The 24,779-nt window shown below is 69.2% G+C and carries 13 protein-coding genes; 3 read left to right on the top strand and 10 right to left on the bottom strand.

The window, feature by feature from the left end:
* Nucleotides 1-30: 30 nt before the first annotated feature.
* The 3 genes from QPK31_RS10445 to QPK31_RS10435 all read right to left on the bottom strand — a co-directional run bounded on the left by QPK31_RS10445 (nucleotide 31) and on the right by QPK31_RS10435 (nucleotide 13,873).
* Entirely contained in the window at nucleotides 31-10,770 is a 10,740-nt protein-coding gene (locus tag QPK31_RS10445) for a filamentous hemagglutinin N-terminal domain-containing protein (RefSeq protein ID WP_290422869.1), read from the bottom strand.
* 46 nt (nucleotides 10,771-10,816) lie between these two features.
* Nucleotides 10,817-12,481 (bottom strand): ShlB/FhaC/HecB family hemolysin secretion/activation protein, encoded by a 1,665-nt coding sequence (locus QPK31_RS10440; protein WP_290422868.1) that lies wholly within the window; start codon nucleotides 12,479-12,481, stop codon nucleotides 10,817-10,819.
* 336 nt (nucleotides 12,482-12,817) lie between these two features.
* Nucleotides 12,818-13,873 (bottom strand): DUF5694 domain-containing protein, encoded by a 1,056-nt coding sequence (locus QPK31_RS10435; protein WP_290422867.1) that lies wholly within the window; start codon nucleotides 13,871-13,873, stop codon nucleotides 12,818-12,820.
* Nucleotides 13,874-14,057: 184 nt separating this feature from the next.
* Here QPK31_RS10435 and QPK31_RS10430 point away from each other — a divergent pair, with 184 nt between their 5' ends.
* The gene (locus QPK31_RS10430; protein ID WP_290422866.1) at nucleotides 14,058-14,486 is read left to right on the top strand and encodes a hypothetical protein; all 429 of its coding nucleotides are present in this window, start codon (nucleotides 14,058-14,060) and stop codon (nucleotides 14,484-14,486) included.
* Nucleotides 14,487-14,592: 106 nt separating this feature from the next.
* Here the strand turns inward: QPK31_RS10430 and QPK31_RS10425 are convergent, their stop codons facing one another.
* Both QPK31_RS10425 and QPK31_RS10420 read right to left on the bottom strand, forming a co-directional pair.
* A complete protein-coding gene (locus QPK31_RS10425) occupies nucleotides 14,593-16,179 on the bottom strand; it encodes a TerC family protein (RefSeq protein ID WP_290422865.1) in 1,587 nt (528 codons plus the stop codon).
* A 74-nt stretch (nucleotides 16,180-16,253) separates the two neighbouring features.
* Nucleotides 16,254-16,583 (bottom strand): hypothetical protein, encoded by a 330-nt coding sequence (locus QPK31_RS10420; protein ID WP_290422864.1) that lies wholly within the window; start codon nucleotides 16,581-16,583, stop codon nucleotides 16,254-16,256.
* Between the two features lie 157 nt (nucleotides 16,584-16,740).
* On the opposite strand from QPK31_RS10420, the gene QPK31_RS10415 reads away from it, so the two are divergent.
* Together QPK31_RS10415 and QPK31_RS10410 are read left to right on the top strand one after the other, a co-directional pair.
* Nucleotides 16,741-17,550, top strand: a complete 810-nt coding sequence (locus tag QPK31_RS10415) for a hypothetical protein (RefSeq protein ID WP_290422863.1) — start codon at nucleotides 16,741-16,743, stop codon at nucleotides 17,548-17,550.
* Between the two features lie 30 nt (nucleotides 17,551-17,580).
* Nucleotides 17,581-19,623: a DUF4132 domain-containing protein gene (locus tag QPK31_RS10410; RefSeq protein WP_290422862.1), complete on the top strand. Its 2,043-nt coding sequence runs from the start codon at nucleotides 17,581-17,583 to the stop codon at nucleotides 19,621-19,623.
* 18 nt (nucleotides 19,624-19,641) lie between these two features.
* Here QPK31_RS10410 and maiA read toward each other — a convergent pair whose 3' ends face one another.
* The 5 genes from maiA to QPK31_RS10385 form a co-directional block, all read right to left on the bottom strand.
* Nucleotides 19,642-20,286 carry a maleylacetoacetate isomerase gene (gene maiA, locus QPK31_RS10405; protein ID WP_290422861.1) on the bottom strand — a complete coding sequence of 215 codons (645 nt, stop codon included), beginning with the start codon at nucleotides 20,284-20,286 and terminating at the stop codon, nucleotides 19,642-19,644.
* Nucleotides 20,283-21,644: an aromatic acid/H+ symport family MFS transporter gene (locus tag QPK31_RS10400; RefSeq protein ID WP_290422860.1), complete on the bottom strand. Its 1,362-nt coding sequence runs from the start codon at nucleotides 21,642-21,644 to the stop codon at nucleotides 20,283-20,285. Before QPK31_RS10400 ends, maiA begins: the two co-directional genes overlap by 4 nt.
* Before the next feature lie 87 nt (nucleotides 21,645-21,731).
* Nucleotides 21,732-22,442, bottom strand: a complete 711-nt coding sequence (locus QPK31_RS10395; protein WP_290422859.1) for a fumarylacetoacetate hydrolase family protein — start codon at nucleotides 22,440-22,442, stop codon at nucleotides 21,732-21,734.
* Nucleotides 22,443-22,459: 17 nt separating this feature from the next.
* Nucleotides 22,460-23,509 carry a gentisate 1,2-dioxygenase gene (gene gtdA, locus QPK31_RS10390; protein ID WP_290422858.1) on the bottom strand — a complete coding sequence of 350 codons (1,050 nt, stop codon included), beginning with the start codon at nucleotides 23,507-23,509 and terminating at the stop codon, nucleotides 22,460-22,462.
* A gap of 15 nt (nucleotides 23,510-23,524) precedes the next feature.
* A complete protein-coding gene (locus tag QPK31_RS10385; RefSeq protein WP_290422857.1) occupies nucleotides 23,525-24,730 on the bottom strand; it encodes a 3-hydroxybenzoate 6-monooxygenase in 1,206 nt (401 codons plus the stop codon).
* Between the last annotated feature and the right edge of the window lie 49 nt (nucleotides 24,731-24,779).

Here is a 24,779-nt window from a genome sequence, read left to right as displayed (position 1 = left end):
CATCCTCATGTCGAGGAAGAAGCGCGAGGATTACTGCTCGGTGCTGTCGCCGTTTTGACGGCTCTTGCTTTCCGGACCTTGCGCATCGGCCTGGCTGCCCTCGGCAGCGTCGTTGCGTGCCATGTTAACACCGTTACCGTCCATGAACAGCTTGCCGCCGATCTGCGTGCCGCGCGGCGCCGGCTGGCCGGCCTCGACCGCGCCCGAGGAACGGGTCATGGCCGTGGTGTCCTGCACCACCTTGTTCATGTTCTGAACGGTGTTGTCGGTACGGTCCAGGTAACGGTCGACGTTGCTTGGCGGAACCACCAGGGTGGCGACGCGGCCGGTCGGCACGCTCCAGGCGCTCATCTTCGGATCGTGGTAGGTGGTGGTGCCCGTGGTATCGAACACCATCTTCACGTCGCCCAGGTTCAGGCGGCCGTTGCCTGCCACGTGGATCGCGCCAGTGTGCTGCAACTGGCTGGCCCAGGCTTCCATGCCCGGCAGGCAGACTTCGCCCGTCACCGGGTCGAGCCAGGCCGAACGGTCGAACTCGCCGCCGAAGCGCAGCTCGGCGCCCTGGGTCATGAATTTCTTCAGGGTCAACAGGTTGTAGTTCACGTCGGCGGTTTCGTCGAAGTCCTTGTCCGAGTGCACACCGATGATCTTGCCGGTGCTGAACGGCGTCAGCTGCACGTGGCCATTGCCTTTCGACAGCTTGAACGTCGCGCCGTCGGTCAGCTTGTCCGACACCAGCTGCACCTGGGCACGCGCCGTGCTGGCCGCTGCCTGGCTGTCGATGGTGCCGGCCAGCTTGACTTCGGTCGGCGCCGCCAGCGACACCATGGTGTTGCCGGTGCCTGCCGCCAGCACGTTGGCCGTCAGGTCCTTCACGGTCACGGTGGCGCCGCGCGCGGCGATCGTCGCGCTGCCGGTGCCGCCGTCCACCACGGCTTTCACCGTGTCGTTCAGCGTAACCGCCGAGTTGCAGCAGTTGCCGGCCTGGATGTCGACCGTGGCGTTGCCCGCATTGCCCTTCGTTGCGGCCGTGATGGTGGCGCCGCTGTCCTGGGTGATGGTGCTGGTGACGCCGGTCTTGCCGGTGGTGTTCAGCTTGACCAGCGCATTGCCGGCCGCCGTGCCCAGGCCGAGGTTCGCGGCGTCGAGCTTGGCGGTCGCCACCAGCGTGGTGCCGGCGGTAGCGGCGAAGCTTGCCGTGCCGCCGCCCTGGGCCGTGACTTTCGCCACGCCCAGCTTGGCCGCGCCGGTCGACGCCAGCAGGACTGCCTGGGCGCCGGCTTCGTCGCCGCTGTTCACGTTGACCACTTTCAGTGTTGTGCCGGTGGTGTCGAGCGAACCCGAGGCCGACAGCGTCAGGCTGGCGCCATCGAGCGCGTTGGCATTGCCGCTCACGCTGCCAGTGCCGCGCAAGACCAGGTCGCCGTTGACGGCGGCGATGTCGGCGTGCGCCGTGGCGCCCGCTGCGGCGACCGTGAAGTCGTGCACGCTGCCCGAGGCGCCGGCGATCTGCAGGCTCGAACCGCCCATTTCGTCGATGGCGCGCAGGGTGCCGTCGAGCCTGAAGGCAGCTGCTTTTATCACGTCGTCGCCAGGGTTGGCGTTGCCGGCGTTGATCGCCAGGCGTGCGGCGCGGCCGACGGCCTCGATGCTGCTCGCCTGCGACTGGCTGATGCCGGCCGCGGCGCCACCGGTGGTGGTGATGCCGACCAGGGCGGCGCCGGTATGAGCGCCGTTTGCCGTGCCGTCGGCGGTGGCAGCGGCAAGGATCTTGCCGTTGATCGCCAGCGCGCCGCTGCTCGACAGGTCGACCTCGGCCACGCCGGCAGTGGCGCCGGCCGTGATCGCGGTGCCGGCGGCCTGGGTCAGGCTGCCGTTCAGGGCCTGCACGGCCACCGAGGCGCGGTCCCCGCCCAGTGCCGTCACGGCGCTGTTCAGGGCGACGTTGCCGCTGGCGGCGCTGACGTCGATGTAGGCCCGGTCGGCGCTCGCGTTCAGCGCGGCGCCCAGGGTCACGCCCTGTTGGCCCGCCAGCTCGATGCCGGCGTCGGCCTTGCCGCTCACGGCCAGGGCGTTCACTACGTCCAGCTTGCCGGCGGCGCTGGCGTCCAGCGTGGCGTCGGCGCCGCTGACCTCGCCCTTGCCGTCGAGGACCAGGTTACCGCTCACGGCCGTGATGCTGGCCTTGGCAGTCGAATCCCCTGCGGCGACCGTGAAGTCGTGCACGCTGCCCGAGGCGCCGGCGATCTGCAGGCTCGAACCGCCGATGTCGTCGATGGCGCGCAGGGTACCGTCGAGCTTGAAGGCGGCGGCCTGCGTCACGTCGTCGCCCGGGTTGGCGTTGCCGGCGTTGATCGCCAGGCGTGCCGCGCGGCCGACGGCCTCGATGCTGCTCGCCTGCGACTGGCTGATGCTTGATGCCGCGCCACCAGTGGTGGTGATGCCGATCAGGGCGGCGCCGGTGTGGGCGCCGCCTGCCGTGCCGTCGGCGGTGGCGGCGGCAAGGATCTTGCCGTTGATCGCCAGCGCGCCACTGCTCGACAGGTCGACCTCGGCCGCGCCGAAGGTGGCGCCGGCTGCGATCGTGGTGCCGGCGGCCTGGGTCAGCGTGCCGCCCTGGGCCTGCACGTCGATGCCGGCCTGCTGGCTGGCGAGGGCGTTCACATTGGCGTTCAGCGCGATGGCGCCGGCTGCCGAAGCGAGCTCGATATGGGCCTCGGCGCCGTTGGCGTCGAGTTGGCCGTCCAGGTTCACCCCGGCGTTGCCGGACACGGCCAGCTTGGCCGCGCCGTTGGCGGCGCCGGCCTGCACGCTGCCGTTCGCCGCGACGTTGGCCAGGCCGCCCGCCGCCAGCGAGACCCCGGCGTTGCCGCCGACACCGCTTGCGGTCGAAGCGAGAACGGTGGTCGCGTCGATCCGGCCGTTGGCCGTCACGTCGAGCACCGACGCACGGACGCTGCTCACGTCGACGCGGCCCAGCACGGCGCTGGCGCCGGCTTGCAGCACGGCCTGTGCGCCCGCGCTGTCGCCGTTGCTGGCGTTGGCGACTGTCAGCACGGCGGCCGAGGTGTCGAGCGTGCCCGAAGCCGAGACGTTCAGGCTGGCGCCCGCGCCGCGGTTGCTGTTGCCGGCAACCGTGCCGGCGCCGTTCAGCACCAGGTCGCCGTTCACCGCGGCGATGTTGGCGCTGGCGGTCGAATCGGCTGCACCGACGCTGAAGTCGTGCACGCGGCCCGAGGCGCCGGCGATGTCGAGGCTGGAGCCGCCGATGGCGTCGATGACGCGCAGGGTGCCGTCCAGTTCGAAGGCGGCGCTGCGGCTGGTGCTCTCGAACGGGCTGCTGCTGCCAGCCTTGACGTCCAGGCGCGCCGAGCGGCCGACGGCCGCGATGGTGCTGCCGGCCGACTGCACGACCGTGGCGCTCGCGCCGCCATTGGTGGTGAGGCCGACCAGGGCCGCGCCGGTATGGGCGCCGTCGACCGTGCCGTCCAGCGTGGCGGCTGCGCTCACCTGGCCGCTGATCGTCATCGCGCCCTTGCTCGACAGGTCGACCTGGGCCACGCCGGCGCTTGCACCGCTGCGCAGGGTGCCGGCCTGGGTCAGGCTGCCGTCCTGTGCACGCACGCCGATGGCGCCGCGCTCGCCGCCTTGCGTGGCCAGGCTGCCGTCCAGGACGACGTTGCCGCTGGCGGCCAGCAAGTCGATGCCGGCGTTGTTGCCGACAGCGTTCAGGCTGCCCGCGATGCCGATGCTGCCATCGGCATCGATGTCCATGCTGGCGCTGGCGCCGGTCACGTTGACCACGCCGCCCGCCGCGACGCTGGCCGAGCCGGCGGCATCCAGCACCACGCGTGCATCGCCATTGGTGCCGGAAGCGTAGACGCTCTGGCGGCCGTTGACAGCGATGTTGCCGGACGACGTGGCGTTCAGCTCGGCCGAGGTGGCGCCGGACGCGCTGCCGTTGCCGTTCATGACCACGTGGCCGTCCGCAGCCAGGGTCTCGATCGCGACAAAGGCGCTGCCGCCGGTCGAGGCCGCGCTGAAGTCGTTCAGCGTCATGCTGGCGCCGCTAATGACGAGCTCGGCGCTGCCGGTAGTGGCATGCGCCTGGACGTCGCCGTCCAGCGTCACCGCCGCGTAGTTACCGTACTTCATGTTGCCAGCGTGGAACTTGACCGCGCCGCTGGCGCCGTCTGCCACGATGGCCGTGCCCCCATCCTGGGTGATGGTCGATGCAACGCCGCCGGTGGTCGACAGATCGACCATGGCGTCGCTCGCCGTCGAGCGGGCGCTGGCATTGCCCGATACGGCAAGCGCACCGCTGGCCGAAGCATACAGTCCGGCCGTGCCGCCGTTGGCGCTGACCGCCGCCTGGCCCAGCTGGATGTCGCCGCCGTAGGCCGCCAGCGAAGCGTCGGCGTAGTCCATGCCGTCGTTGCCGGTGCTGGTTACGGCGATATTGGCGTTGCGGGCATCGAGCGCGCCTGCCGCTTCCGCCAGCAGCGTGGCGCTGCCGTTGGCGCTGACGCTGCCCGCGCCGTCCAGGACCAGGTCGCCGGAAAGGGCGGTGATCGTGGCGTTGGCCGAGGCATTCGCTGCCGCGACCGTGAAGTCGTGCACATTGCCCGCCGCGCCGGCGATGTCCAGGCTGGAGCCGCCGATGTCGTCGATGGCGCGCAGGCTGCCGTTCAGGCTGAAGGCGGCGGCATTCGCGATGTCGCCGGCCGGGAAGGCGCTGCCCGCATTCACGGACAGGCGGGCGGCCTGGCCGATCGCCTCGATCGTGCTGCCGGCGTCCTGGGTGATGCCGGCCAGGGCGCCGCCGGTGGTAGCGATGCCGATCGTGGCGCTGCCGGTGTGGATGCCGCCGGCGCTGCCGTCGGCGGTGGCCGCCGCGGTCAGTTTGCCGGCGATCCGCATCGCGTCCAGGCTGTTCAGGACGATGTCGGCGCCGCCGTCCAGCGCGCTGCTGTGCAGGGTGCTGCCGGCAGCCTGGGTCAGGCCGCCATTCATGGCGCGGTTGGCGATGCTGGCGCTGCGGTCCGCCGCGGCGGTCTGGTCCGCGTTCAGGGCCAGGCTGCCGTTCGCTGCCGCGACATCGATGCCGGCGTAGCCGCCTGCGCTGGCGCTCAGGTTGCCGTCCAGGGTCACGCCCTGGGCGCCGGAGACGGTGACGGTGGCCGATGCCAGACCGGCCTGCAGGTTGCGGCTGGCGCTCGCTGCCACGCTGGCGCCCGCGTCCACGGTGAGAACACCCTGGGCGGCGACGATGGTCTGGGCCGCGCCGTTGGCGCCGTTGGCTGCCGTCGACAGGGCGCCGGTCACGGCCAGGCTGTTGTCGGCGGCGGCGTTCAGGATGGCGGCGTTGCCGCCCACGGCGATGTCGCCAAGGGTGAGCGTCGCACCGCCCAGGTCGGCGCGCGCGCTGGCCGTGGCGCCGGCGCTGAGGTTGGTAATGGCCAGACTGGCCGCGCCGGTATCGAGGCTGGCGGCGCTTGCATTCAGCAGGGCGCCGCTGACGGCATTGACGTTGGCGCGGACGCTGCCGGCGCCGTCGAGCGCCAGGGCGCCTGCGGGTGCCAGGGCACGCAAGGTGACCGTGGCGTTGCCGTTGGCCGATTGCGCGCTGAAGTCGTGCACCGAACCGCCGCTGCCGTTGACCGCGATGGCGGCGGTGCCGAGCGTGCCGCGCGCCTGGATGTCGCCGGCGAGCGCATAGGCGGCGCCGGTGGCGCCGTTCGGGAGGGTATCCCCGGCGTTGATGCCGACCGTGCCGCGGTTGCCGCTGGCGGCGATGGTCGAGCTGGCGCCCTGGGTAATCCCGGCAGCCGTGCCGCCGAGGGTCGCCAGGTCGACGCTGGCCTCGCCCGACAGCGAATTGGCGCGCAGGTCGCCGTTGGCGGTCATGGCGCCGGTGGAGGTGACATTCAGGTCGGCGCGGCCGGCGCTGCCGGTGGCGCTGGCGGCCGCACTGGCGCCGGCTTCCACTGCCAGCGTGCCGCCCAGGGCGCTCAGGTTGACCTGGGCCAGCGCATTGGCGCCGCTGGCCGATGCGGCCAGGTTGCCGCTCACGTCCAGGGCGCGGCTGGCGCCCGCGTTCAGGGTGGCGCCATTGAGGCCGGCGAGGCTGGCGTCGCCGGTCAGGGCCAGGTCGCCGTTCAGGGCGTTGATGCTGACCGTGGCCACAGCGCCGGTGGAGACGGCGCTGAAGTCGTGGACCGTGCCGGATGTGCCGTTCACCACGATGCCGGCGGCGCCGCTGTTGGCGCGGGCGCGCAGGTCGCCCTGCAGATCGAAGGCGCCGTTGTTGGCGTTGCCCGCCGTCAGGCTGATGCTGCCGCTCTGGGCGCCATTGGCGCTGATGACGCTGTCCGCGCCTTGCGCCAGTACCGAGCCGGCGGCGACGGTGTTGGCGACGACGTTGGCCTGGCCGTTGCCGACCGCGGTCGCGCCCAAGTCGCCGTCGAGGGTCATGCCGGTTGCGGCGCTCAGGTTGACGCTGGCGTTGCCCAGGTTGCCGTTGGCGGTGGCCGCCGCCGACGCGTCGGCGTCCAGGTCCATGGCGCCGCTGGCGTTCAGCGATACCAGGGCATTGCCCGATGCCGCGTTCGCGCTGGCGGTAACGTCGCCGAAAGCGTCCAGGTTGCCGCTGGAGATCGCCATGGCGGTCGCGGTCTTGGCGCCGCTGACGGCGAGCGAACCGAGCTGCAGGTCGCCGTTGGCGCTACCCAGGTTGGCGGTGGCGCCGGCGCTGGCGCCGGTGTTGACGTTGGTAACCGTGGCGCGCATGGCGCCGGCATCGAGCGCACCTGCGGCGTTCATGGCCAGGGCCGCGCTGTTGTAGGCGTTGCCGTTGCCGCTGATGGCGCCGACGCCGTCGACGGTCAGCTTGCCGGCTGCGTCGCGTGCATTCACGGTCACCGAAGCATTGCTGTCGCGCGAGCTGGCGCCGAAGTCGTGCACCAGGCCGGAGGCCGCGGTCACGTTGACCAGGGCGCTGCCGGTCGAGCCCTGGGCCGCGATGCTGCCCTGCAGGTCAATGGCGGCGCCGTAGGCTGCGCCGCTGCCGGCTTGCAGGACCACGCTGCCGCTGCTGCCGTCGGCCAGGATGCGGGCGCCGGCCGCCTGGCTGATGGCCGCGTCGATGCCGCCCGTCGTGCCCAGGTAGACGCTGGCGGCGCCGTTGCGGTTGGCGAGCGTGGCCTCGACGCTGCTGCCGAGCGTCATGGCGCCGTTCGAACCGAGCGTGGTGTTCGCCGAATAGGTCGGCACCGACAGGTAGCGCTGGTAGCCCGTGCTGGTGTAGGTGGCGCCGTTGGCATTGGCGCTGACGGTCTTGCCGGCGGCGGTGCGCAGGGTCGCGCCTGCGCCATACGCATTCAGGTTGACGTCGGCGGTCTTGTTGCCGCTTGCCTTGACATCGCCGCGCAGGTCCAGGCTGCCGGCAGCGCTGCGTACGTCGATCGCGGCTGCGCCGCCGTCGACGGTGTAGTCGTAGCCGTTGTTGTAGTACTCGGATACGCGGGTGACCAGGTTCTTGTCCGAGGTGGCAAGGATGTCGCCGGTCGAAATGTCGCCCGCCGCGTTCATGCGGATGCGCGCGGTGCCGACGCTGTTCGGTGCGGTTGCCGTGGCGCTCGAGGCCTTGTCCACGGTGATGGTGGCGCCGTTCACGTCGAGCCAGGCCGAGCGGCCGCCGGAGACGGCGATGCCGTCCATTTGCACGGCGGCGCTGTCGCTCTGCACGGTGGCGCGGCCGTCGGCGCCGTTGTAGGCGTTGGTGACGCTGGTGCCGGCTTCGCTCAGCACGACGCCGCCGTCGTAGTTGCGGATGTTGAGGCTGACGTCGCTGCCGCTCGCGCCGCTTACATTCAGGCCGCCTGCGATGCTGACCAGGCCGCTGCCGGTGGCGCCGCTGTTGCTGCCGGCGGTGATGGCGAGCGTGGCGCCGGCCAGGTTGTTGCCGGCGGCATTCAGCTTCGTGTGCTCGGCGACGACGTTGTTCACGCCATTGCCGTTGCCAATGGTGACCGAGGCATTGTCGCCGGCGCTGATGTTGGCCGTGGCAGTCGACGTCGCGGCGGTGTAGCGGGTGCTGAAGTCATTGCTGTAGTCGATTTCCTGCTGGGCCGACGTGAAGCTGTCTCCGGTGCCGTTCAGGTTGGCGGCGGTGTCCTGGCGGCCCCAGTTGGCGTCGGTGAAGGTGCCGTTGCCGCTTGCCGAGCGGTTGGTCGAACGCACTTCCATGCCGTTCATCGCCACCGAACCGGTGGCGTTCACGTTCAGGGTCGCGCTCATGCCGCTCACGCCGCTGTAGGACATGGCGGTGGAAGCGCTCGAGCCGCTGCTGTCGGTACGGGTATCGATACGCGAATAGTCCTGGACCGTGCCGCCGTTGATGATGGTGTAGGGGCCGAACTTCCAGATGTAGCGATCGCCGCCGGCGCCCTTCATCGAGCCCTTCAGGTTGTTGTAGTTGTTCGTGGTCGACGTTTGCGTGGTGCCGCCGTTGCCGTCGCTGCGGGTGGTGACCACGGTCTGGCTGCCGCTGGTGTAGTTGAAGTTGTCGACCATCGTGCGCCAGGATTCGGTCTCGCCGTAGCTGGCGGTCGCGTAGCCGTCGGCCTTGACGTTGACGTTGCCGCCCACGGCCACGTCGGCGCCGGCGCTCACGCTGGCGGCTGCCTTGGCGCCGGTCGCGCGCCAGAAGTTGTGCTGGGTCGCGGTGGCGGTCTGCCAGTAGCCGCCCGGGGTGGTGTCGAAGGCGATGTTCTTGTCCGTGGCGAGCACGTTGACCGCGCCGGCGCGCACGCTGCCCGAGGCCTGGATGTTCAGGTTCGCCAGGATCGGGTGGTCGCCCTGGCCGACCAGGCTCCACGGCTGTTCGCCGTAGTAGGTGGTGGCGTCGTTGCCGGCAGTGGTCCAGTTGTAGTGGTAGTAGCCCAGGCCGGTGGCGTTCGAGGTCACGGCGCCGCCCACGTTCACGTCGCCGTTGTCGGCGCGCAGGGAGACCGTGGTCGACAGGGCGCCGGCCGCGGTGTTGGTGACGTCGAGCTTGACGTCGCCGTCGACGGTGATGCCGCCGTTGGTGGCGCGCGCGTTGATCGCGTAGCTGGTGTCGCCCGGGGTGGCGATGGTTTTCTGGACACTCAGGCTGGCCGCCTTGATGCTGCCCGAATCGAGGGCGATGCCGGTGCCGGCCTGCAGGTGGCCGACGTCGATGGTGCCGCTGGCCGGGGCTTCGAGGTCGCCGGTGGAAATCGAGATGGCCTTGTCGACCTTGATGGTATTGGTCTTGTCGGCGAAGCGCACGGCCGGATTGCCGCTGCCCTCGGCGCGCAGGCTGAGCGAGCCGCCGCTGCCGTTGTTCGAGCCGTCCAGCACGCCGTCGGACAGCGCGCCAACCGTGATGCTGGCATCCTGGCCGGTGGCCAGCAGGCTGACGTTGCCGACCTTCAGCTGGGCTTCCAGGTTTTGTTCGTAGATGGTCGCGCCGTCTTCGGTGTTCGTGCCGGCGCCGTCGGCGACCGTGATCGCCAGCGGGTCCAGGGTCAGGGTGCCGAGCTGGCCCTTGGCTGCGCTCAGGTCGACGATGCTGCGGTTGACGACCTGGTTGCCCGACAGTTCGACGTCGCCGCCGTTGCCGCCCTGGGCGCCGCCGCGTGCGGCAATGCTGGCGCCTTCCTTGTAGCGGTTGACGCCGTCGGCCCAGGTGTTCACCGAGCCGGCGTCCGACACGCCTTCGGCCGCGCCGGAGACGTCGATCTTGCTGCCTGCTTCATGGGCGATGTCGCCGGTCGAACGGATCTCGACGTGGCCGCCATGTGCTCCACTTGCGCCGGCTTGCGCCGAGGCGTCCAGGGTGCCGCTGTTGGCCACATTGCCGCCATTGCCTTCGAAGTAGATCGCGCCGTTCTTCTCGACCGCGCTCTGGGCCTGGATCAGGCCCGAGTTGTTGACGACGGTCGAGGCCAGGTCCTGGGCGACGTCGGCGGTCATGATGACGCGGCCGCCGTTGGCCAGGATCTGGCCGCTGTTCTCGACGCCGGCCAGGTGGGCGACGGTGGCCTTGTCGACCTGGTAGTTGATCAGGCTGCTGCCCGCCATCTGCAGGGTCAGCGAATCGCCCGAGGCCAGCAGCACGGTGCCCAACTGGGCCTGGACGATGCCCTTGTTGGCGGCGTAGTCGCCGGCCAGCACGACGTAGCCGCCATTGGCGTTCAGGGCGCCTTCGTTGATGACGGTGGCGCGCGCCGGCGCGTTGGCGCCGCGCGAGAAGCGGTAGTCGCCGCGCATGAAGTCCTCGTCCTTGATATCGAGGGTGGTGGCGACGATGCCGGCAACGTCAACCTTGGCGCTGTGGCCGAAGAAGATGCCGTTCTGGTTGACCAGGAAGATCTGGCCGTTGGCGCTCAGGTTGCCGAGGATCGCCGACGGGTCGGAGCCGACCACGCGGTTCAGCGCGACCGAGTTGGCGTCGCGCTGGACGAACTGGACGTAGCCGCCTTCGCCGATCGAGAACGATTGCCAGTTCAGGACGGCCTTGTCGCTGGTCTGGTTGATGATGGTGTGGTTGCCGTCCGGGATGCTGATGGTGGCGGCGCCGGCGACGACCTTGCCGCCGGCCGGCATGTTGGCCAGCGCGAGCGCCGGCATGGCGCCCAGGGTCAGGGCCAGGGTGCCCGGGCGCTGGACCCAGGTGAAGAGCGAGGCGACCAGCGGTTTCAGTTGCGGCAGGGCGTGCGACGGCGTGGCGGTATGTTTGGTCATGGTGTGCGTAGGCATGGACATTCGGGGATGCGGATCGGCGGCGGTATCAGAAGCGCGTGGTCAGGTTGAACCACAGGCGGCCGTTCTTGCGCAGGTCGCTCGGATCGAGGCTGCCGGTCGGGGTGCCGGCCATGAGGTCGAGCTGCAGCTGACGGGTCGGGAAGAAGGTGGCGCCGAAGCCGGCGCTGCCGATCGAGTAGGACTTCGGCAGGCCTTCGACCTGTTCAACGCGCGACACGTGGCCGCCGTCGACGAAGGTGCTGAAATAGCCCGGGGCGCCCAGCACCTGGGTGCGGTAGCGCAGTTCCAGGCTGGCGAACACGCCGCGGTCGGCGCGCACGTCGGCCGACGGATAGCCGCGCACCGAGGTCGGGCCGCCGAGGCTGAATTTTTCCGCGTCGGCCAGGGTGTCCGGGGTCCACTGGGCGGCGCCCGCGGCCTTCACGCTCCAGCTGCTGTCCAGGTTGTAGAGGTAGCTCGCGTCGGCGTCGATCTTGAACTTCTGGCCGACGTTCGAGTGCTCTTCCTTGTACGGGTTGAAGTTGGTCGAGACGCGCATGCCGGCGGTGGCCACGTTGAAGCGCTCGTCGATGTGGTTCCAGGCGGCGCCGGCTTCGAATACGCTGACGCGGCTCTTCGACAGTTCGACGTCGAGGGCCGATTGCTTGCCCGAGAAGCTGCGCACGGCGAAGGTGCCGTACAGGTTTTGCGCGGCGCTGCGCAGGAAGGGGTGGATCACGGTGGCGCTGGCCAGCTGGCTCTTGCCCTGGATGTCGAGCGAGGCCAGCTCGCCGCCGATGCCGTAGCGGATGTGGGTGTAGCTCAGCGCCAGGCGGGTGCCGTCGGTGTTCAGCGGCAGGCTGTAGTTGATGCCGCCGAGTTTCAGCAGGCCGTGTTCCGACACGCTGGTGCGCACGCCCAGCTGGTCGCCGATGCCGAAGGGGTTGTTTAGGTTGGCGTTGGCGTCGATGCGGGTGCGGCCGATTTCCGGGCGGCCGTAGTTGTTCAGGCTGATCTCGCCGTCGTACTGCTTTTCCGTGGCCAGGAATTCGGTGGTGGTGGTGCCGTATTCCAGGCCCGGGATCAGGACCGCCTGGGTCTGCAGGCCCGGCAGGTCGTTCAGCGTCAGCACGCGCTCTTCGAGCGCGGCGACCTGCACGGTCTTGCCGATCAGCGGCGCGGCCCAGCGCTGCAGGAATTCGGTGCTGTAGAGCTTGTTGCCGGTGAAGGTGGTGCGGTCGATGCGGCCTTCGATGACTTCGATGGTGACCGTGCCGTTCTCGACCTTCTGGGCCGGGATCACGGCGCGCGCGACCGGGAAGCCGTGGCTGCGGTAGAACTCGGTGATCACGCGTGCGATCTTGCTCAGCTCGAACAGGTTGAGCGGCTTGCCGGCTTCGCTGTCGATCAGGCCGTGCAGGGTGGCGGCGTCGATTTCCTTGTTGCCGACGATGCGGAAGGCGTTCACCTGGGTGCGCGCGGCGTTCGGGTCGAGGGCGGCGGCATCCTGCGCGGCCGGCAGGACCAGGCTGCTTTCCTTCTTCGGCGCAGGGATCGGGGATGCGGCGGAACGGGTGGAGTCGAGGACCGCGCCCGGACTCGGGACCGTTTGCGCGGCCGCGTCGACCACGCTCATGCCGCTCAACATCAAAAAGACGACTTCGGCAATGGCAGTGCGCCTGGCCTTGGTAGAGAAGGAAATGGAATGCATCGAAATATCACCTAAAGATCAAAAGCGGCCGCTGCCGTTCTTCAGGGCGAACGATGCCCTGCGTATGGTCATACGCAAAAAAAGCGTTCAGCGGAATGGACGTGCTAGGGTGAGAAAGGCTTCGGCAACGCGAGCCAAGGAACTGTCTTCACGATGGGATGAATGCTATCAAGAACATCCACATTCTTTAGGGAAACTTTCCAATTCTGTAAGAAGATTCCTACATTTCTGCGAGAGATTGTCTCATTTCATTCACAAAATGCACACGCGTTCGCTTACCGTGTGTTGTTATCTTGTTCATGGCCGGGGCGCGCGACCCCGGCCATGGCTGAGGCCTTACTTGAGTACCGAGGCGACATCGACGATATCGACGCCTTGCAACTGTCCGAGCCAGGCATCGAACCAGGGTTTATGGGAACTGCCGACAATCGACAGCACCCGTGCCCCGGGGCGTTCGCGGAAGGTCTCGCGCACATAGGCCACCATGCGCAGGTTGCGGATTTCCCAGCCGGCGACGAACATCTGCGGATAGCCGTCGCGCGAGCTGGCGCGCAGCGAGGCGCTGACGTTGATCTCGGCCAGCAGCTTCAGGCTCTCGGGCGTGTTGATGTAGCGGTAGAGCGGCAGCAGGTCGTCCGCCGCGCCCAGGATCGCCTCCTGTTTCTGGCGTTGCTGCCATTCGTCTCCGCCGCCCGCCGCCCAGGCTGCTTCCAGCGAACGCGCAAAGGCCTTCGTGTCGGGCACATCCATGCGGTCGCCGGTATGGTTGTCGACCGGGTACACGCGTTGCAGGCCAAGCCGGGCCGCCAGGCGCGCGGCGAGTTGGTAGTTTTCGTTGTTGCGCTGGGCGATCCTGACCAGCGTGTCGACCAGCTTCGCGTCGAGGCCGTCGCCGGCGCGGCGCTCGCTTTCCGGCAGCTGCAGCCACTGCACGTAGCCGGAGGCCGGGTCGTGCGCCGCCAGGAAGGCCGCTGCCAGGCGCCGCCGCTGGGCAGGGGCCGGCGCGGCTGGCCAGGCCTTGAGCGTCTTGTCGACTTCGGCCAGGGCCGCCGGCACGTCCAGCCCGGTGGCTGCCCGCGCCGCCGCCGTCGACGCGCAATAGTCGGCGCCATACCTGGCCGGATGACGCGCGGCCGTGTCGCACTCTTCGCCGGGTTCGGTCTCGATGGTGACGATCTCGGGCCGCCAGGCGGCCAGGCGCTCGAGCAGGCTGTCCAGCGCCGCCGGCTTGAAGCTGGCGGGCATGCCGCTCAGGTGCACGGTGCCGAGCACGAGCACCTGCGCGCGCGGCCCGGTCATGCCGCGGTCGAGCGTGGTGAGGTCGATTTGCGCTTCGGCAGCAAGGGGCAGGGCGGCCAGCAGGCCGCAGAGCCAAACCATATGTCGTGCCATTCCGGTGTCCTTCCAATGTGATTGAACAGCTGGACAATGTAGAAACAAGGTCCGCGCAGCACAACAGGGAATGGACAGGCTGCACGAATCGCCGCCCAGGATGCCGAAAAGCAGGAACGCATCTGGACGCGTCGATAAGTAAACATTAGGCTTGCCTTATTAACATCGAACAAGAATATCGCCCATGAAACGCACCCTCATGCTGTTCCTGCTCGCGGCGCTGGCACAGGCCCATGCCCAAACAGGAGCCCCGCAGACCATCGTCTACCAGACAGCGCCGAACGCCGCGGCAGCCGGCACGGCGCGCCTGCGCGTAACCGAGGTCGAGCCGAACGGCTACGCCGTCGACCTGACCATTGTGGCGTCGACCCCGAGCCGGCACACCGGCCACGTCCAGGGCTATGCGACACGCGCCGGCGCCCGGCTGGTTGCAAAGGTGCCGGTATTCCAGCCCGACGGCCAGCTCGACCGCCCTCCGCTGTGCACCCTGGTGATCGATCTCGACGACGCGCGTGCGAAGGTCCTCAGCGAGGAAGGCTGCGCTCCCTTCCACGGCGCCGGCGCCAGCTTCGTCGAACAAGGCAGCGCCCTGGTACCAAGTACTCACCCATAAATAAACAACACAACGGGGGTCAAGTCTGACATCCGGACACGGCCTCGGCGGTAGCTGAACTACACATGTGCTCGTGTCTCGAAGTCAGACCTGACCCCAGTTGTTTTTACGCTACGGGTTCCTGTTCGGCGGCGGCTTCGATACGGCGGATGGCGACGCGGGCGATGCGCCTTTCCTCGACCGCCAGGATCTCGAAGCGCAGGCCGTCGAGCTCGATTGCTTGCCCAGGCTCGGGGAAGGTCTCGAAGCGGGCCAGCAGGAAGCCGGCCAGCGAGGTGTAGTCGTCGGACTCGCCCACCAGGGCATCGGTTTCCAGCACTTGCTCCAGCAGGTGCAGGTCGGCCGCGCCGTCGACTTCCCACAGGCCCGGGCCTTGCGGGCGCACCGCCGGCTGTTCGTCCTCGTCGGGGAATTCGCCGGCGATCGCTTCCAGGATGTCGATCGGCGTCAGCAGGCCCTGCACGGTGCCGTATTCGTCGGACACCAGCACCAGCTGGCCATGGGCGCGCTTCAGCGTGTCCATGGCGCGCAGCACGCCGCTCGTTTCCGGCAGGATGATCGGGGTGCGCATGACCGGCGCGAAGCTCGCTTCCACCGGCAGGTCGCCGCGTTCGCGCAGCAGCAGGGCGGCGATCAGGTCCTTGGTGCGCGCCACGCCGGTCACGTTATCGAGCTCGCCGCGGCACACCGGCAGCAGGCTGTGCGGGGTGTCGCGCAGCTGGGCCAGGATGGCGGGCGGCGCGTGTTCCAGGTTCACCCACGACATCTCCGAACGCGGCGTCATGATCGAGCGGATCGAGCGGTCGGCCAGGGTCAGCACGCCGCTGACCATGTTGCGCTCTTCCAGCGCAAAGGCCGGCTCCAGCGGCGCTTCCTGCTCCGCTTCCGCTTCGGCCTGGACCGGGGCGCCGCGCTTGCGGCTGCCCAGCAGGCGCAGGACCGACTCGGCGGTGCGTTCGCGCAGCGGCACGCGGGCCGCGTTCTTCAGGAAGTTACGGCGCGCGAACTGGTTCAGGGTCTCGATCACGATCGAGAAGCCGATCGCGGCGTACAGGTAGCCCTTCGGGATATGGAAGCCCAGGCCCTCGGCCACCAGGCTCAGGCCGATCATCAGCAGGAAGCTCAGGCACAGCACCACCACGGTCGGGTGCGCGTTGACGAAGCGCGTCAAGGGCTTCGAGGCCAGGATCATCACGCCGATCGAGATGATCACGGCCGCCATCATGACGCCCAGTTCATCGACCATGCCGACCGCGGTGATCACGGCGTCGAGCGAGAACACGGCGTCGAGCACGACGATCTGGGCCACGACCGCGGCGAAGCTGGCGTACACCTTCGACTCCGACTGCGTATGCTCCACGCCTTCCAGGCGCTCATGCAGTTCCATCGTCGCCTTGAACAGCAGGAAGACCCCGCCGACCAGAAGAATCAGGTCGCGCCCCGAGAAGCTGAACGACCCCAGCGAAAACAGCGGCGTGGTCAGGGTCACCAGCCAGGACACGATGGTCAGCAGGCCGAGGCGCATGCCCATTGCCAGCGACAGGCCGAGCAGGCGCGCCTTGTCGCGCTGGTGCGGCGGCAGTTTATCGGCCAGGATCGCGATGAAGATCAGGTTGTCGATGCCGAGGACGATTTCCAGCAGCACCAGCGTGAACAGGCCCACCCAGATGGTGGGGTCGAATAGCCATTCCATGTTATTACCTCTTTGATGTGTCGACGGTCATGCGCGCGCGGGCCGGATGCGGCGCGCACGTGCGGCGGGGAGCGTCAGACGGGCCGGGGCGGCCGGACGGGAGGCGGAATCGACAGGCATTGGCGGCGCGCGTCGTGGCAGGAAGCCGCGCGGCCGGGGAGGGTGATGAACTGCAGGCCGGCCTCGTGGTTCACGATGTCGTGCAGGTCCATCGGAGGCGGTTCGTCGGGGTCCAGGTCGAGCGTGGTGTCGGCGTCGAACAGCTTGGCGAAGAAGGAGTCGGTGTCGGCCGGCGCGTTTGCGGGCGTTGCCATGGCGGCAGGCTCGGTCGCGACGGACCAGGACAGCGCCAGCACGTTCAGGGGGAACAACAGGATCAGGAAAATGACGAACGCGCGTCTCATACGCTAAGGGAAAAGATGACGATGCCAGTATAGCATGGCGGCCCTGCCGAGCCGGGCGCTATCGCCCCGGACATGCACACGGCATGAACAGGCTTCGCTGAGCCGTTTGGCGCAATTTTTATGCTAAGGTTGCGCTTTTATTGCATTGGAGATAAGTATGCGCCGAGCCATCCTGTTACCCGCCGTCCTTGCCGCCCTGAGCCTGGGAGCATGTGGCAAGAAGGATGACGCCGCCGCGCCGGGCGCCGCAGGCAGTACCGGCTCGGCCGTGTCCGCCGCCGACCCGTGGCCGTTGGTGGCGCCGCTTCTCGTCGGCAACGGCAGCCGCAGCTACACCGGCGGCTGCACCCGCACGCCGCAACTCGACACCATCGAGGCCAGCATCCGTCTCGACGCCGACGGCAAGATGACCGCGCCCGACCTCACCCTGGACATGCGCAAGCCGCAGCTGATCACGCTGACGCGCGAGACGGTGAATGGCGTCGTCAAGGCCGGCGCGATGCTGTCCATGGAAGCGGAGAAGGGTCCGGTGCTGACCCTGAGCGACCAGGCCGGGCCGGAGGGAGGAAGCGCTGGCCTGATGCGCGGCGAGCAGCTGCTCAGCTGTCCGAAGGGGCCGGGGCTCGATCAACTGCGCGGCCAGCCCCTGTACAAGAGCATGGCGCGCTTCATCGAAACGCCTGGTGTGGCGCTGAAGTGCTTCAACCCGGCCAACCCGATGGAAGCGAAGACGGCCGAATACAAGCTTGCCGGCGGCATTGCCACCGTGGGCAGCGACAGCTTCGACCTGAGCCGCGCCACGACCGAGATGGTGATGATCATGCCGGGCGAAAACCAGGTGACCTATGCCTTCCAGGTGTCGGACGGACCGATGTTCCATGTGACCTACGATACCGCGGGCAAGCTGATCGGCGTGCAGCGGCGCGACGCCGGCGCTTCGCTCCAGGGCTGCCAGGCCGACGCCTGACGGCAAGCGGGCGCGCGGCATGAGTAGAGCATGAGCCACTACGCCGAACTGCGCGACCGTCTCGGCACGCAGCCCGACCATCCCCGCTTTGTCGGCGTGCCGATCGATATCGGCGGCCTGAGCCCGGACGAGCTGGGTGCGCTGTGGCCGCTGCTGCAGCGCGTGCAGTGGAGCCCGGATGCCGGCGACGCGCTGCGCCAGCAGGCCGGGGAGGTGCTGCGCCAGGCCGCGCAACGCGGCCTCCTGCCGCGCCTCGACAATGCGGGTCTGCTGGCCACGCTGCAGGCCGTGCCCTCGGGGCCCGTGCACTTGTCCTGGCTGTTGGGCCAGGTGCGTTACCTCGCGCCGCTGCCCGGCGCCGGGCTCGAGGCAGCCTTGCTGCCGCGGTTGCCGCCTGAAGAACGCTGGTTCGCCGATCGCCATGCCTTGTTGGCCATCGCGCGCGCCACCGGTGCCGACGGCCTACTCGCGCGCCTGGATGCGCTTATCGCGGGACGGCCGGCGCACGACCTGGCCGCGCGCGAGTATGCCGCCCTGCGCGCGGTGGCGCCCGAGACCCTGTTCGCGCTGGCCTTCAGCGGCCATTACACTTCCCTGGTCGCGGACGAGGGCGAGGAAGCGGACCCCGCCGCCATGCTGGCTGCAGAGCCGGACGAACCAAGGGGTTATCTCCATTTCGCGCGCGCGGCACTGGCCGGAGCGGCGGAACAGCTCGCGCGCCTGCATGCCGGCGAGCTGCCGTACGTGGCCGACGCCGCCTTCGACCGCGACGATGCGCTGGTGCTGGGCATGGCGGCGCGGGTGGCGGCCACGCGCGACGAAGCCTGGTATGCGGGGCTGATCGGTCCCTTGCTGGCGCAGGCCTGCGTGGCGCCGACGGCGGCGCGCACCGCACCCTCGCAGGCCCTGACCGTCGCGCTCGGGCACGCGATCGAAGCCGTGCCGACGCCCGAAGGCGTGCTCGCCCTGCGCCAGGCGCTGGCGCTGGTGCGCCACGCCGGCCTGCAAAAGAAGCTGGCGCGGCACCAGAAGCCGGCCGAGCGCGGCCTGGCCGCGCGCCCGGCAGTGGCGCTGCGGCTGCTGGACGCCGGTCTTGCACCGAAGGCGCTGCGCGCCTTGTTGGTCCAGTTCTTCGAGCGCTGCTTCGTCGAACCGCTCGTGCTGCCCTACGGCGCGTGGCGTGCGCGCCTGCTGGCCAACAAGACCGCCGCCGAATTCGCCCGGGGCCTGGTCTGGCGCAGCGGCGCCGCCTGGATGCTCGGGCCGGAAGACCGGCCGCTCGATGCGCAGGGAGAGGCGGTAGCGGTCGCGGACGACGAGCCGGTCACGCTCTGGCATCCGGTCGAGGCCGACGAAGCCGAGCGCGAGGCCTGGCGCGCCCGTATCCTGGCGCAGCAACTGCGCCAGCCCCTGCGCCAGGTATTCCGCGAGTGGTACCGGCCAACGGATGGCGAACTCTTCGCCGGCTACGAACTGGATGCGGTGCCGCTGGTCGGGCTGGCGCGGCGCGAGGGCTGGAAGCTGGACCACGACGGCCTGCTTCGCCGGTTCGGCGACCTGCGCGCGCTGTTCGTGGTGAGCGACCGCCTGTATCCGGGCTGCGGCGGCGCGGTCGCCAGCCGCGCGCTGCTGTTCCGGCATGGCGCCGCAACCTTGGCACCCGCTGCCGTGCCGCCGCGCGTCCTGTCGGAAGCCTGCCGCGCGGTCGACTTGCTGGTCAGCGTGTCCTCGGTCGCGCTCGACACCGAAGACGGCAACCCTTGCGAACGCAGCCGCCGGCTCCTGCTGCTGGCCGGCCAGACCGGGCGCGACGCGATGCGCCGCCGCGTGCTCGCCGCGCTGCTGGCGCCGCGGATCGCGGACGGCAGCGTCAAGCTGGATGGTTTTCATGTGGAGGTGGGCGGCGCCCGGGTCAGCATGCGTACCGGCCGCGTGCTGCGCGATGGCGCGCCGGTCGAGCTGGCGCTTCCGGCGTCCGACCGGAAGCTGGGCGCGGTACCCTGGCTGCCCTATGACGAAGCGCTGCTCGAACGCGTGATGCAGGGCGTCGCCGCTTTGCTTGGCGGCGCCTGAGCACGCCAGGGGGCCGTGTCACTCGGCGTCGGGCTGGACTTCCGGCCGGGCGTCGCGGAAGGCCGCCAGTTCCGCGCAGCGTGCCTCGATCGCCAGCAGCGTCGGATAGGGCGTCAGGTCGCATTCGAAGCGGCGCGCGTTGTATAGCTGCGGCACCAGGCAGCAGTCGGCCATGCCGGGCGTGTCGCCATGGCAGAAGGCGCCGGTGTCCGGGCTGCCGGCCAGCTGGCGTTCCAGCGCGTCCAGCCCCAGCGTCACCCAGTGGCGGTACCAGGCGTTCTTCTGCTCCGTCCTCACGCCCAGCTCCGCGCTCAAATACTTCAGCACGCGCAGGTTGTTGATCGGGTGGATGTCCGCGGCGATGGCCTGGCTGAGCGCACGCACACGGGCGCGGCCCCTGGCGTCCGCCGGCAGCAGCGGCACGGCGGGGCGGGTCTCGTCGAGGTACTCGATGATCGCGAGCGACTGCGGCAGGATCATGCCGTCGACCTCCAGCACCGGCAGCAGGTGCTGGGGATTCAGGGCGTCGAACGCGGGTGCGAACTGGCCGCCGCCGTCTTTCGACAGGTGGACGTAGGCCTGGTCGTGGGCCAGTCCCTTCAGGTTCAGGGCGATGCGGACGCGATAGGACGCCGAGCTGCGGTAATAGGTATGCAGTTTCATGTGAGCGAATTGTTGGTGGTGGGTTGGAGCGGCATGACCGGCGCGGTGGCGACAGGCTGCTGCAGCCGGCCCATGGCCAGCAGCGCAAACGCGGCCAGCACCGCCGGTACGGCCAGCATCAGGAAGATGGTCTGCGTGCTCAGTTCCGCCGCCAGCAGGGCGCCGCCGACCATCGAGCCGAGCACCGAGCCGCTGCGGCCGATGGCCGAGGCCCAGCTGACGCCGGTGGCGCGGCTGGTGGTGGGGTAGAACGCCGCAGCCAGCGCGTTCGCGCCGACCTGCGAACCGCTCACGCCAAAGCCGACGCCAAACACGGCCAGCACCAGCAGCGGCACGTTCTGCGTGGCCATGCCGACGACCACGATGCAGACGGCCGCCGCCAGGTAGGCCGTGGCCAGCACGCGGTGCGGGCGGTAGCGGTCCATCCAGCGGCCCAGCAGGATCGCGCCGAGGGTGCCGCCGATCTGGAAGGCCGAGCTGATGAAGGAAGCTTGCGACAGGCTATGGCCGGCCCCGTTCAGGATGGTCGGCAACCAGCTCGAGAGCAGGTAGATGATCAACAGGCTCATGAAGAAGGTGGACCACAGCAGCAGGGTGCCGCCGATCAGGCCGGGGCGGAACAGCTGGGTGACCGGGGAGCCGGGCAGCTTGACGTCGCTGACCGTCAGCGGCGGGAGTGCTTGCGCGGTCTTCGCGATCTTGCGCATGATGCCTTGTGCCGCCGCGCTGGCGCCGCGTCCGCGCAGCACCATCCAGCGCAGCGACTCGGGCAGGGCGAACAGCAGCGCCGGCACCAGCAGCAGCGGAATCACCCCGCCGATGGTGAGAATGCCGCGCCAGCCCACGCTGGCCAGCAGCTGCGCCGCCACCAGGCCGCCCAGGGCCGAGCCGATGGTGAAGCCGCAGAACATCAGCGTCACCAGGCTGGCGCGCCGCGCCTGCGGGCAGTATTCGGAGGTGAGGGTGATCGTGGTCGGCATCGCGCCGCCCAGGCCCAGGCCGGTGAGGAAACGCAGCACCAGCAGCGTCGTCATGTTGTCGGCAAAGGCAGACAGCAGCGAGGTCAGGCCGAAGAAGGCGACCGACAGCAGCAAGACCGGCTTGCGGCCAAAGCGGTCGGCCATGGGCCCGAGCAGCAGGGCGCCCGCCATCAGGCCGAACAGACCGGCGCCGAACAGCGGCGCCAGGGCGGCCGCGCTCAAGCCCCATTCGCCGCGCAGGGCGGGCGCGATGAAGCCGATCGAGGCGGTGTCGAAACCGTCGATCGCCACCACCAGGAAGCACAGCGCGAGCACGCGCTTCTGGAGCGGCGAAAAGGGATGTTGGTCGATGAACTGCTGGACGTTCTGCGCTTGCATGGGTGTCTCCTCGCTGCAGGTTGAATTTCAGTATGGCCGCGCTTCTTCGCTGGAGCGCTGGCCGGGTTTCGCTACTTAGCTCACTTCTCAGACGACTTTCACGCTGATCGGCGTCAGGCCATCCACCGTGCCCTGCATGGCCTGGCCGCGCACCACGGCGCCCACGCCTTCCGGCGTGCCGGTCATGATCAAGTCGCCCGGCTGGAGTTCGAACAGGGTCGAGAGCTGGGCGATGGTCTCGTTCACGTTCCAGATCAGGTGGGTGATGTCGCTGCTCTGCACGGTCTTGCCGTCCACCGTCAGGGCGATGGCGCCGGCGTTCACGACGCCGCTGGCGTCAACAGGCGTGATCGGGCCAATCGGCGCCGAACAGTCGAAGGCCTTGCCGATCTCCCAGGGGCGGCCCTGTTCGCGCATGCGCATCTGCAGATCGCGCCGGGTCATGTCGAGGCCGACGGCGTAGCCGAAGATGTGCGCCTGCGCGTCTTCCGGCGAGATGTTGGCGCCGGCCTTACCGATCGCGACCACCAGTTCGATTTCATAATGATAGTTCTCGGTGCGCGGCGGGTAGGGGATCTCGACGGTGGCGCCGGCCGGCACCGGCACGATCGACTGCGCATCGTTTGGCTTGCAGAAGAAGAAGGGCGGTTCGCGCTCCGGATCGAAACCCATTTCGCGCGCGTGCGCCGCGTAGTTGCGGCCGACGCAGTAGACGCGGCGTACCGGGAAGGCAGCCTCGCTGCCATTGACGGGCAGGCCGACCGTGGCCTGGGGCGGGAACAGATAGTGGTCGCTCATGATGGTCTCTTTCTAGGTTATTCGGGAAGGAATTCTTCGCGCAGCAGGCCGATGGCCTCCAGCACCGGGCGGTCGGAAAAGCTGAACAGCACCACGTCTTGCGGCGCCTCGAAGGCGAGCGTGGCCCAGGACGGCACCACGAAGGTGTCGCGCGCATCAAACGCGAAGCGCCGGCCGTCGATGACAGCCGTGCCGCTGCCTTCGACCACGCTGTAGACGGTGCCGTCGGTGCTGCGGTGGGCGCGGCCGATAAATCCGGCGGGGAGCAGCTGCATGCAGGCGCCGATGGTCGGCATCGGAGAGCCGCCGTTCAAGGGGTTGATGTAGCGGAGCTTGACGCCGACCCAGGGGTCGATCTCTTCCTGGCGGCGCAGGGTGTCGAGCGCCTCGCGCGAGCGCTCGTAAGGGTAGTTGAAGATCGGCGAACTGGCGCGGGTGTGCAGCCGGCGCACCGGCGCCATGTTGTGGCCGTAGGCGGCCAGGCTGCGGCCCTCGGGGCGTGCCACCGGCTGGCTGGCCGCTTCGCCGTTCTCGGCAAAGCCGCCGCTGAAGAAGCGCGTCATCGGAATGTCCAGGCCGTCGAGCCAGACCACGGGTTCGGCCTGGCCGTCTATGCCGGGGTTGCCGTGGTCGTGCCAGGTCCAGGACGGCGTGAGGATGAAGTCGCCCGGGTGCATGGTGCTGCGCTCGCCGTCGACCGCCGTGTAGGCCCCCTTGCCCTGGACGATGAAGCGCAGCGCCGACTGGGTGTGGCGGTGCGCCGGTGCCACCTCGCCCGGCAGGATCAGCTGCAGGCCGGCGTACAGCGAATGCGTGATCGAGGAGCTGCCGGGCAGGGCCGGGTTTTCCAGCACCAGCACGCGGCGCACGGCTTCCTCGGCCGAGATCAGTTCGCCGGCGCGCTGCAAATGCGGCAGGATATCGGCGTAGCGCCACAGCGCCGCTTCGTAGCCGGGCGCCGGGGTCTTGGGCACCAGGTTGTGCAGCGATTCCCACAGCGGCGTCAGGTGCAGGGACTGCATGTCGTGGTAGAGGGCGCGGCGCGCGCCTTGCAGGTCGTTGTGCATGTCGGTTCTCCTTTTTTATGCGGTGGCCAGGCAGCGCTCGGCGCTCCAGCCATACAGCCAGTCCAGGGCGTCGTAGAAGCCGGCCTGGCCGCGGCCCTTCCACAAACCGTTGCGTATCAGGCGCTCGACGCCGTGGGCGTGGTACAGGCGGCCCATCTCGCGCGCCGACAGCACCACGCGCGCGGTGCGGGCGATGCGCGATTTCTGGTACAGGGCAAAGGCGGCTTCCATGTCGAAACCGGTAGCGCGCACGGCCTCGCCGAGGGTGACCGCGTCTTCCAACGCCATGCAGGCGCCCTGGGCCAGGTATTGCAGGGTCGGGTGGGCGGCGTCGCCGAGCAGGGTGATGCGGCCCTTCGTCCAGTTGTCGACCGGGTTGCGGTCGGCGGTGCTCCAGCGGCGCCAGCTCGACGGGCAGTGCAGCAACTGGCGCGGCAGGTCGGCGATGCCGCTGAAGTAGGACAGCACTTCCTCTTTGCTGCCGTCGCGCACGTCCCAGGTTTCGGGCTCGCGGCTGTGGAAGGTGACGACCAGGTTGTACTGGTCGCCGCTGCGTAGCGGGTAGTGCACCAGGTGGCAGTTCGGGCCGGCCCAGACCACCGGCGCGTTCCAGCGCAGTGCCTCGGGCATTTCGGCGGCCGGTACCACGGCGCGGTAGACCACGTGGCCGGACACGCGCACCGGGTCGCCCACCACCACGTCGCGCGCCACCGACTTGATGCCGTCGCAGCCGATCAGGTAATCGGCCCCGTAGCGCCGGCCGTCGCGCGCCAGTACGGTGACGCCTTTTTCGTCCTGCTCGATGGCGTCGATGTGGCAGGAGGTCACCAGTTCGATGGCCGGGTTGCCGCGCACGTGTTCGAGGATGGCGGTGTGGATGTCGGCGCGGTGGATCACGGCGTAGGGGTTGCCGAAGCGCTGGCGGAAGGGCTCGCCCACTTCGAAGGCGCCGACTTCGCTGCAGTCGACCGCGTCCATCATCACCAGGCGCTCGGTAAACACGGCGCGCTCGCGCACCGCGGCGCCCACGCCCAGCGCATCGAGGGCGGCAAAGGCGTTTGGTGCGAGCTGCAGGCCGGCGCCGATCTCGCCCAGCGTGGCCGACTGTTCCAGCACCGTCACCGACAGGCCCAGGCGCGACAGCGACAATGCGGTGGCGATGCCGCCGATACCGGCGCCGGCCACGATCACAGAGGGTGCTGTTGTGTTAGTCGTTTTCATGATGGTCTCCATACATCCCGTGAATGACCACAGTCTGCCGAAAACCCCG

Origin of the sequence: Massilia sp. YIM B02769 (assembly GCF_030411995.1) — a bacterium.
Taxonomy (GTDB): Bacteria; Pseudomonadota; Gammaproteobacteria; order Burkholderiales; family Burkholderiaceae_D; genus Telluria.
This window is presented reverse-complemented; position numbering and strand designations above follow the sequence as displayed.

Bases quoted from the DNA above. Each gene is read 5' to 3' on its own strand.
- QPK31_RS10445 (WP_290422869.1), bottom strand. From the start codon at position 10,770: ATGACCAAACATACCGCCACGCCGTCGCACGCCCTGCCGCAACTGAAA.
- QPK31_RS10440 (WP_290422868.1), bottom strand. From the start codon at position 12,481: ATGCATTCCATTTCCTTCTCTACCAAGGCCAGGCGCACTGCCATTGCC.
- QPK31_RS10435 (WP_290422867.1), bottom strand. From the start codon at position 13,873: ATGGCACGACATATGGTTTGGCTCTGCGGCCTGCTGGCCGCCCTGCCC.
- QPK31_RS10430 (WP_290422866.1), top strand. From the start codon at position 14,058: ATGAAACGCACCCTCATGCTGTTCCTGCTCGCGGCGCTGGCACAGGCC.
- QPK31_RS10425 (WP_290422865.1), bottom strand. From the start codon at position 16,179: ATGGAATGGCTATTCGACCCCACCATCTGGGTGGGCCTGTTCACGCTG.
- QPK31_RS10420 (WP_290422864.1), bottom strand. From the start codon at position 16,583: ATGAGACGCGCGTTCGTCATTTTCCTGATCCTGTTGTTCCCCCTGAAC.
- QPK31_RS10415 (WP_290422863.1), top strand. From the start codon at position 16,741: ATGCGCCGAGCCATCCTGTTACCCGCCGTCCTTGCCGCCCTGAGCCTG.
- QPK31_RS10410 (WP_290422862.1), top strand. From the start codon at position 17,581: ATGAGCCACTACGCCGAACTGCGCGACCGTCTCGGCACGCAGCCCGAC.
- maiA (WP_290422861.1), bottom strand. From the start codon at position 20,286: ATGAAACTGCATACCTATTACCGCAGCTCGGCGTCCTATCGCGTCCGC.
- QPK31_RS10400 (WP_290422860.1), bottom strand. From the start codon at position 21,644: ATGCAAGCGCAGAACGTCCAGCAGTTCATCGACCAACATCCCTTTTCG.
- QPK31_RS10395 (WP_290422859.1), bottom strand. From the start codon at position 22,442: ATGAGCGACCACTATCTGTTCCCGCCCCAGGCCACGGTCGGCCTGCCC.
- gtdA (WP_290422858.1), bottom strand. From the start codon at position 23,509: ATGCACAACGACCTGCAAGGCGCGCGCCGCGCCCTCTACCACGACATG.
- QPK31_RS10385 (WP_290422857.1), bottom strand. From the start codon at position 24,730: ATGAAAACGACTAACACAACAGCACCCTCTGTGATCGTGGCCGGCGCC.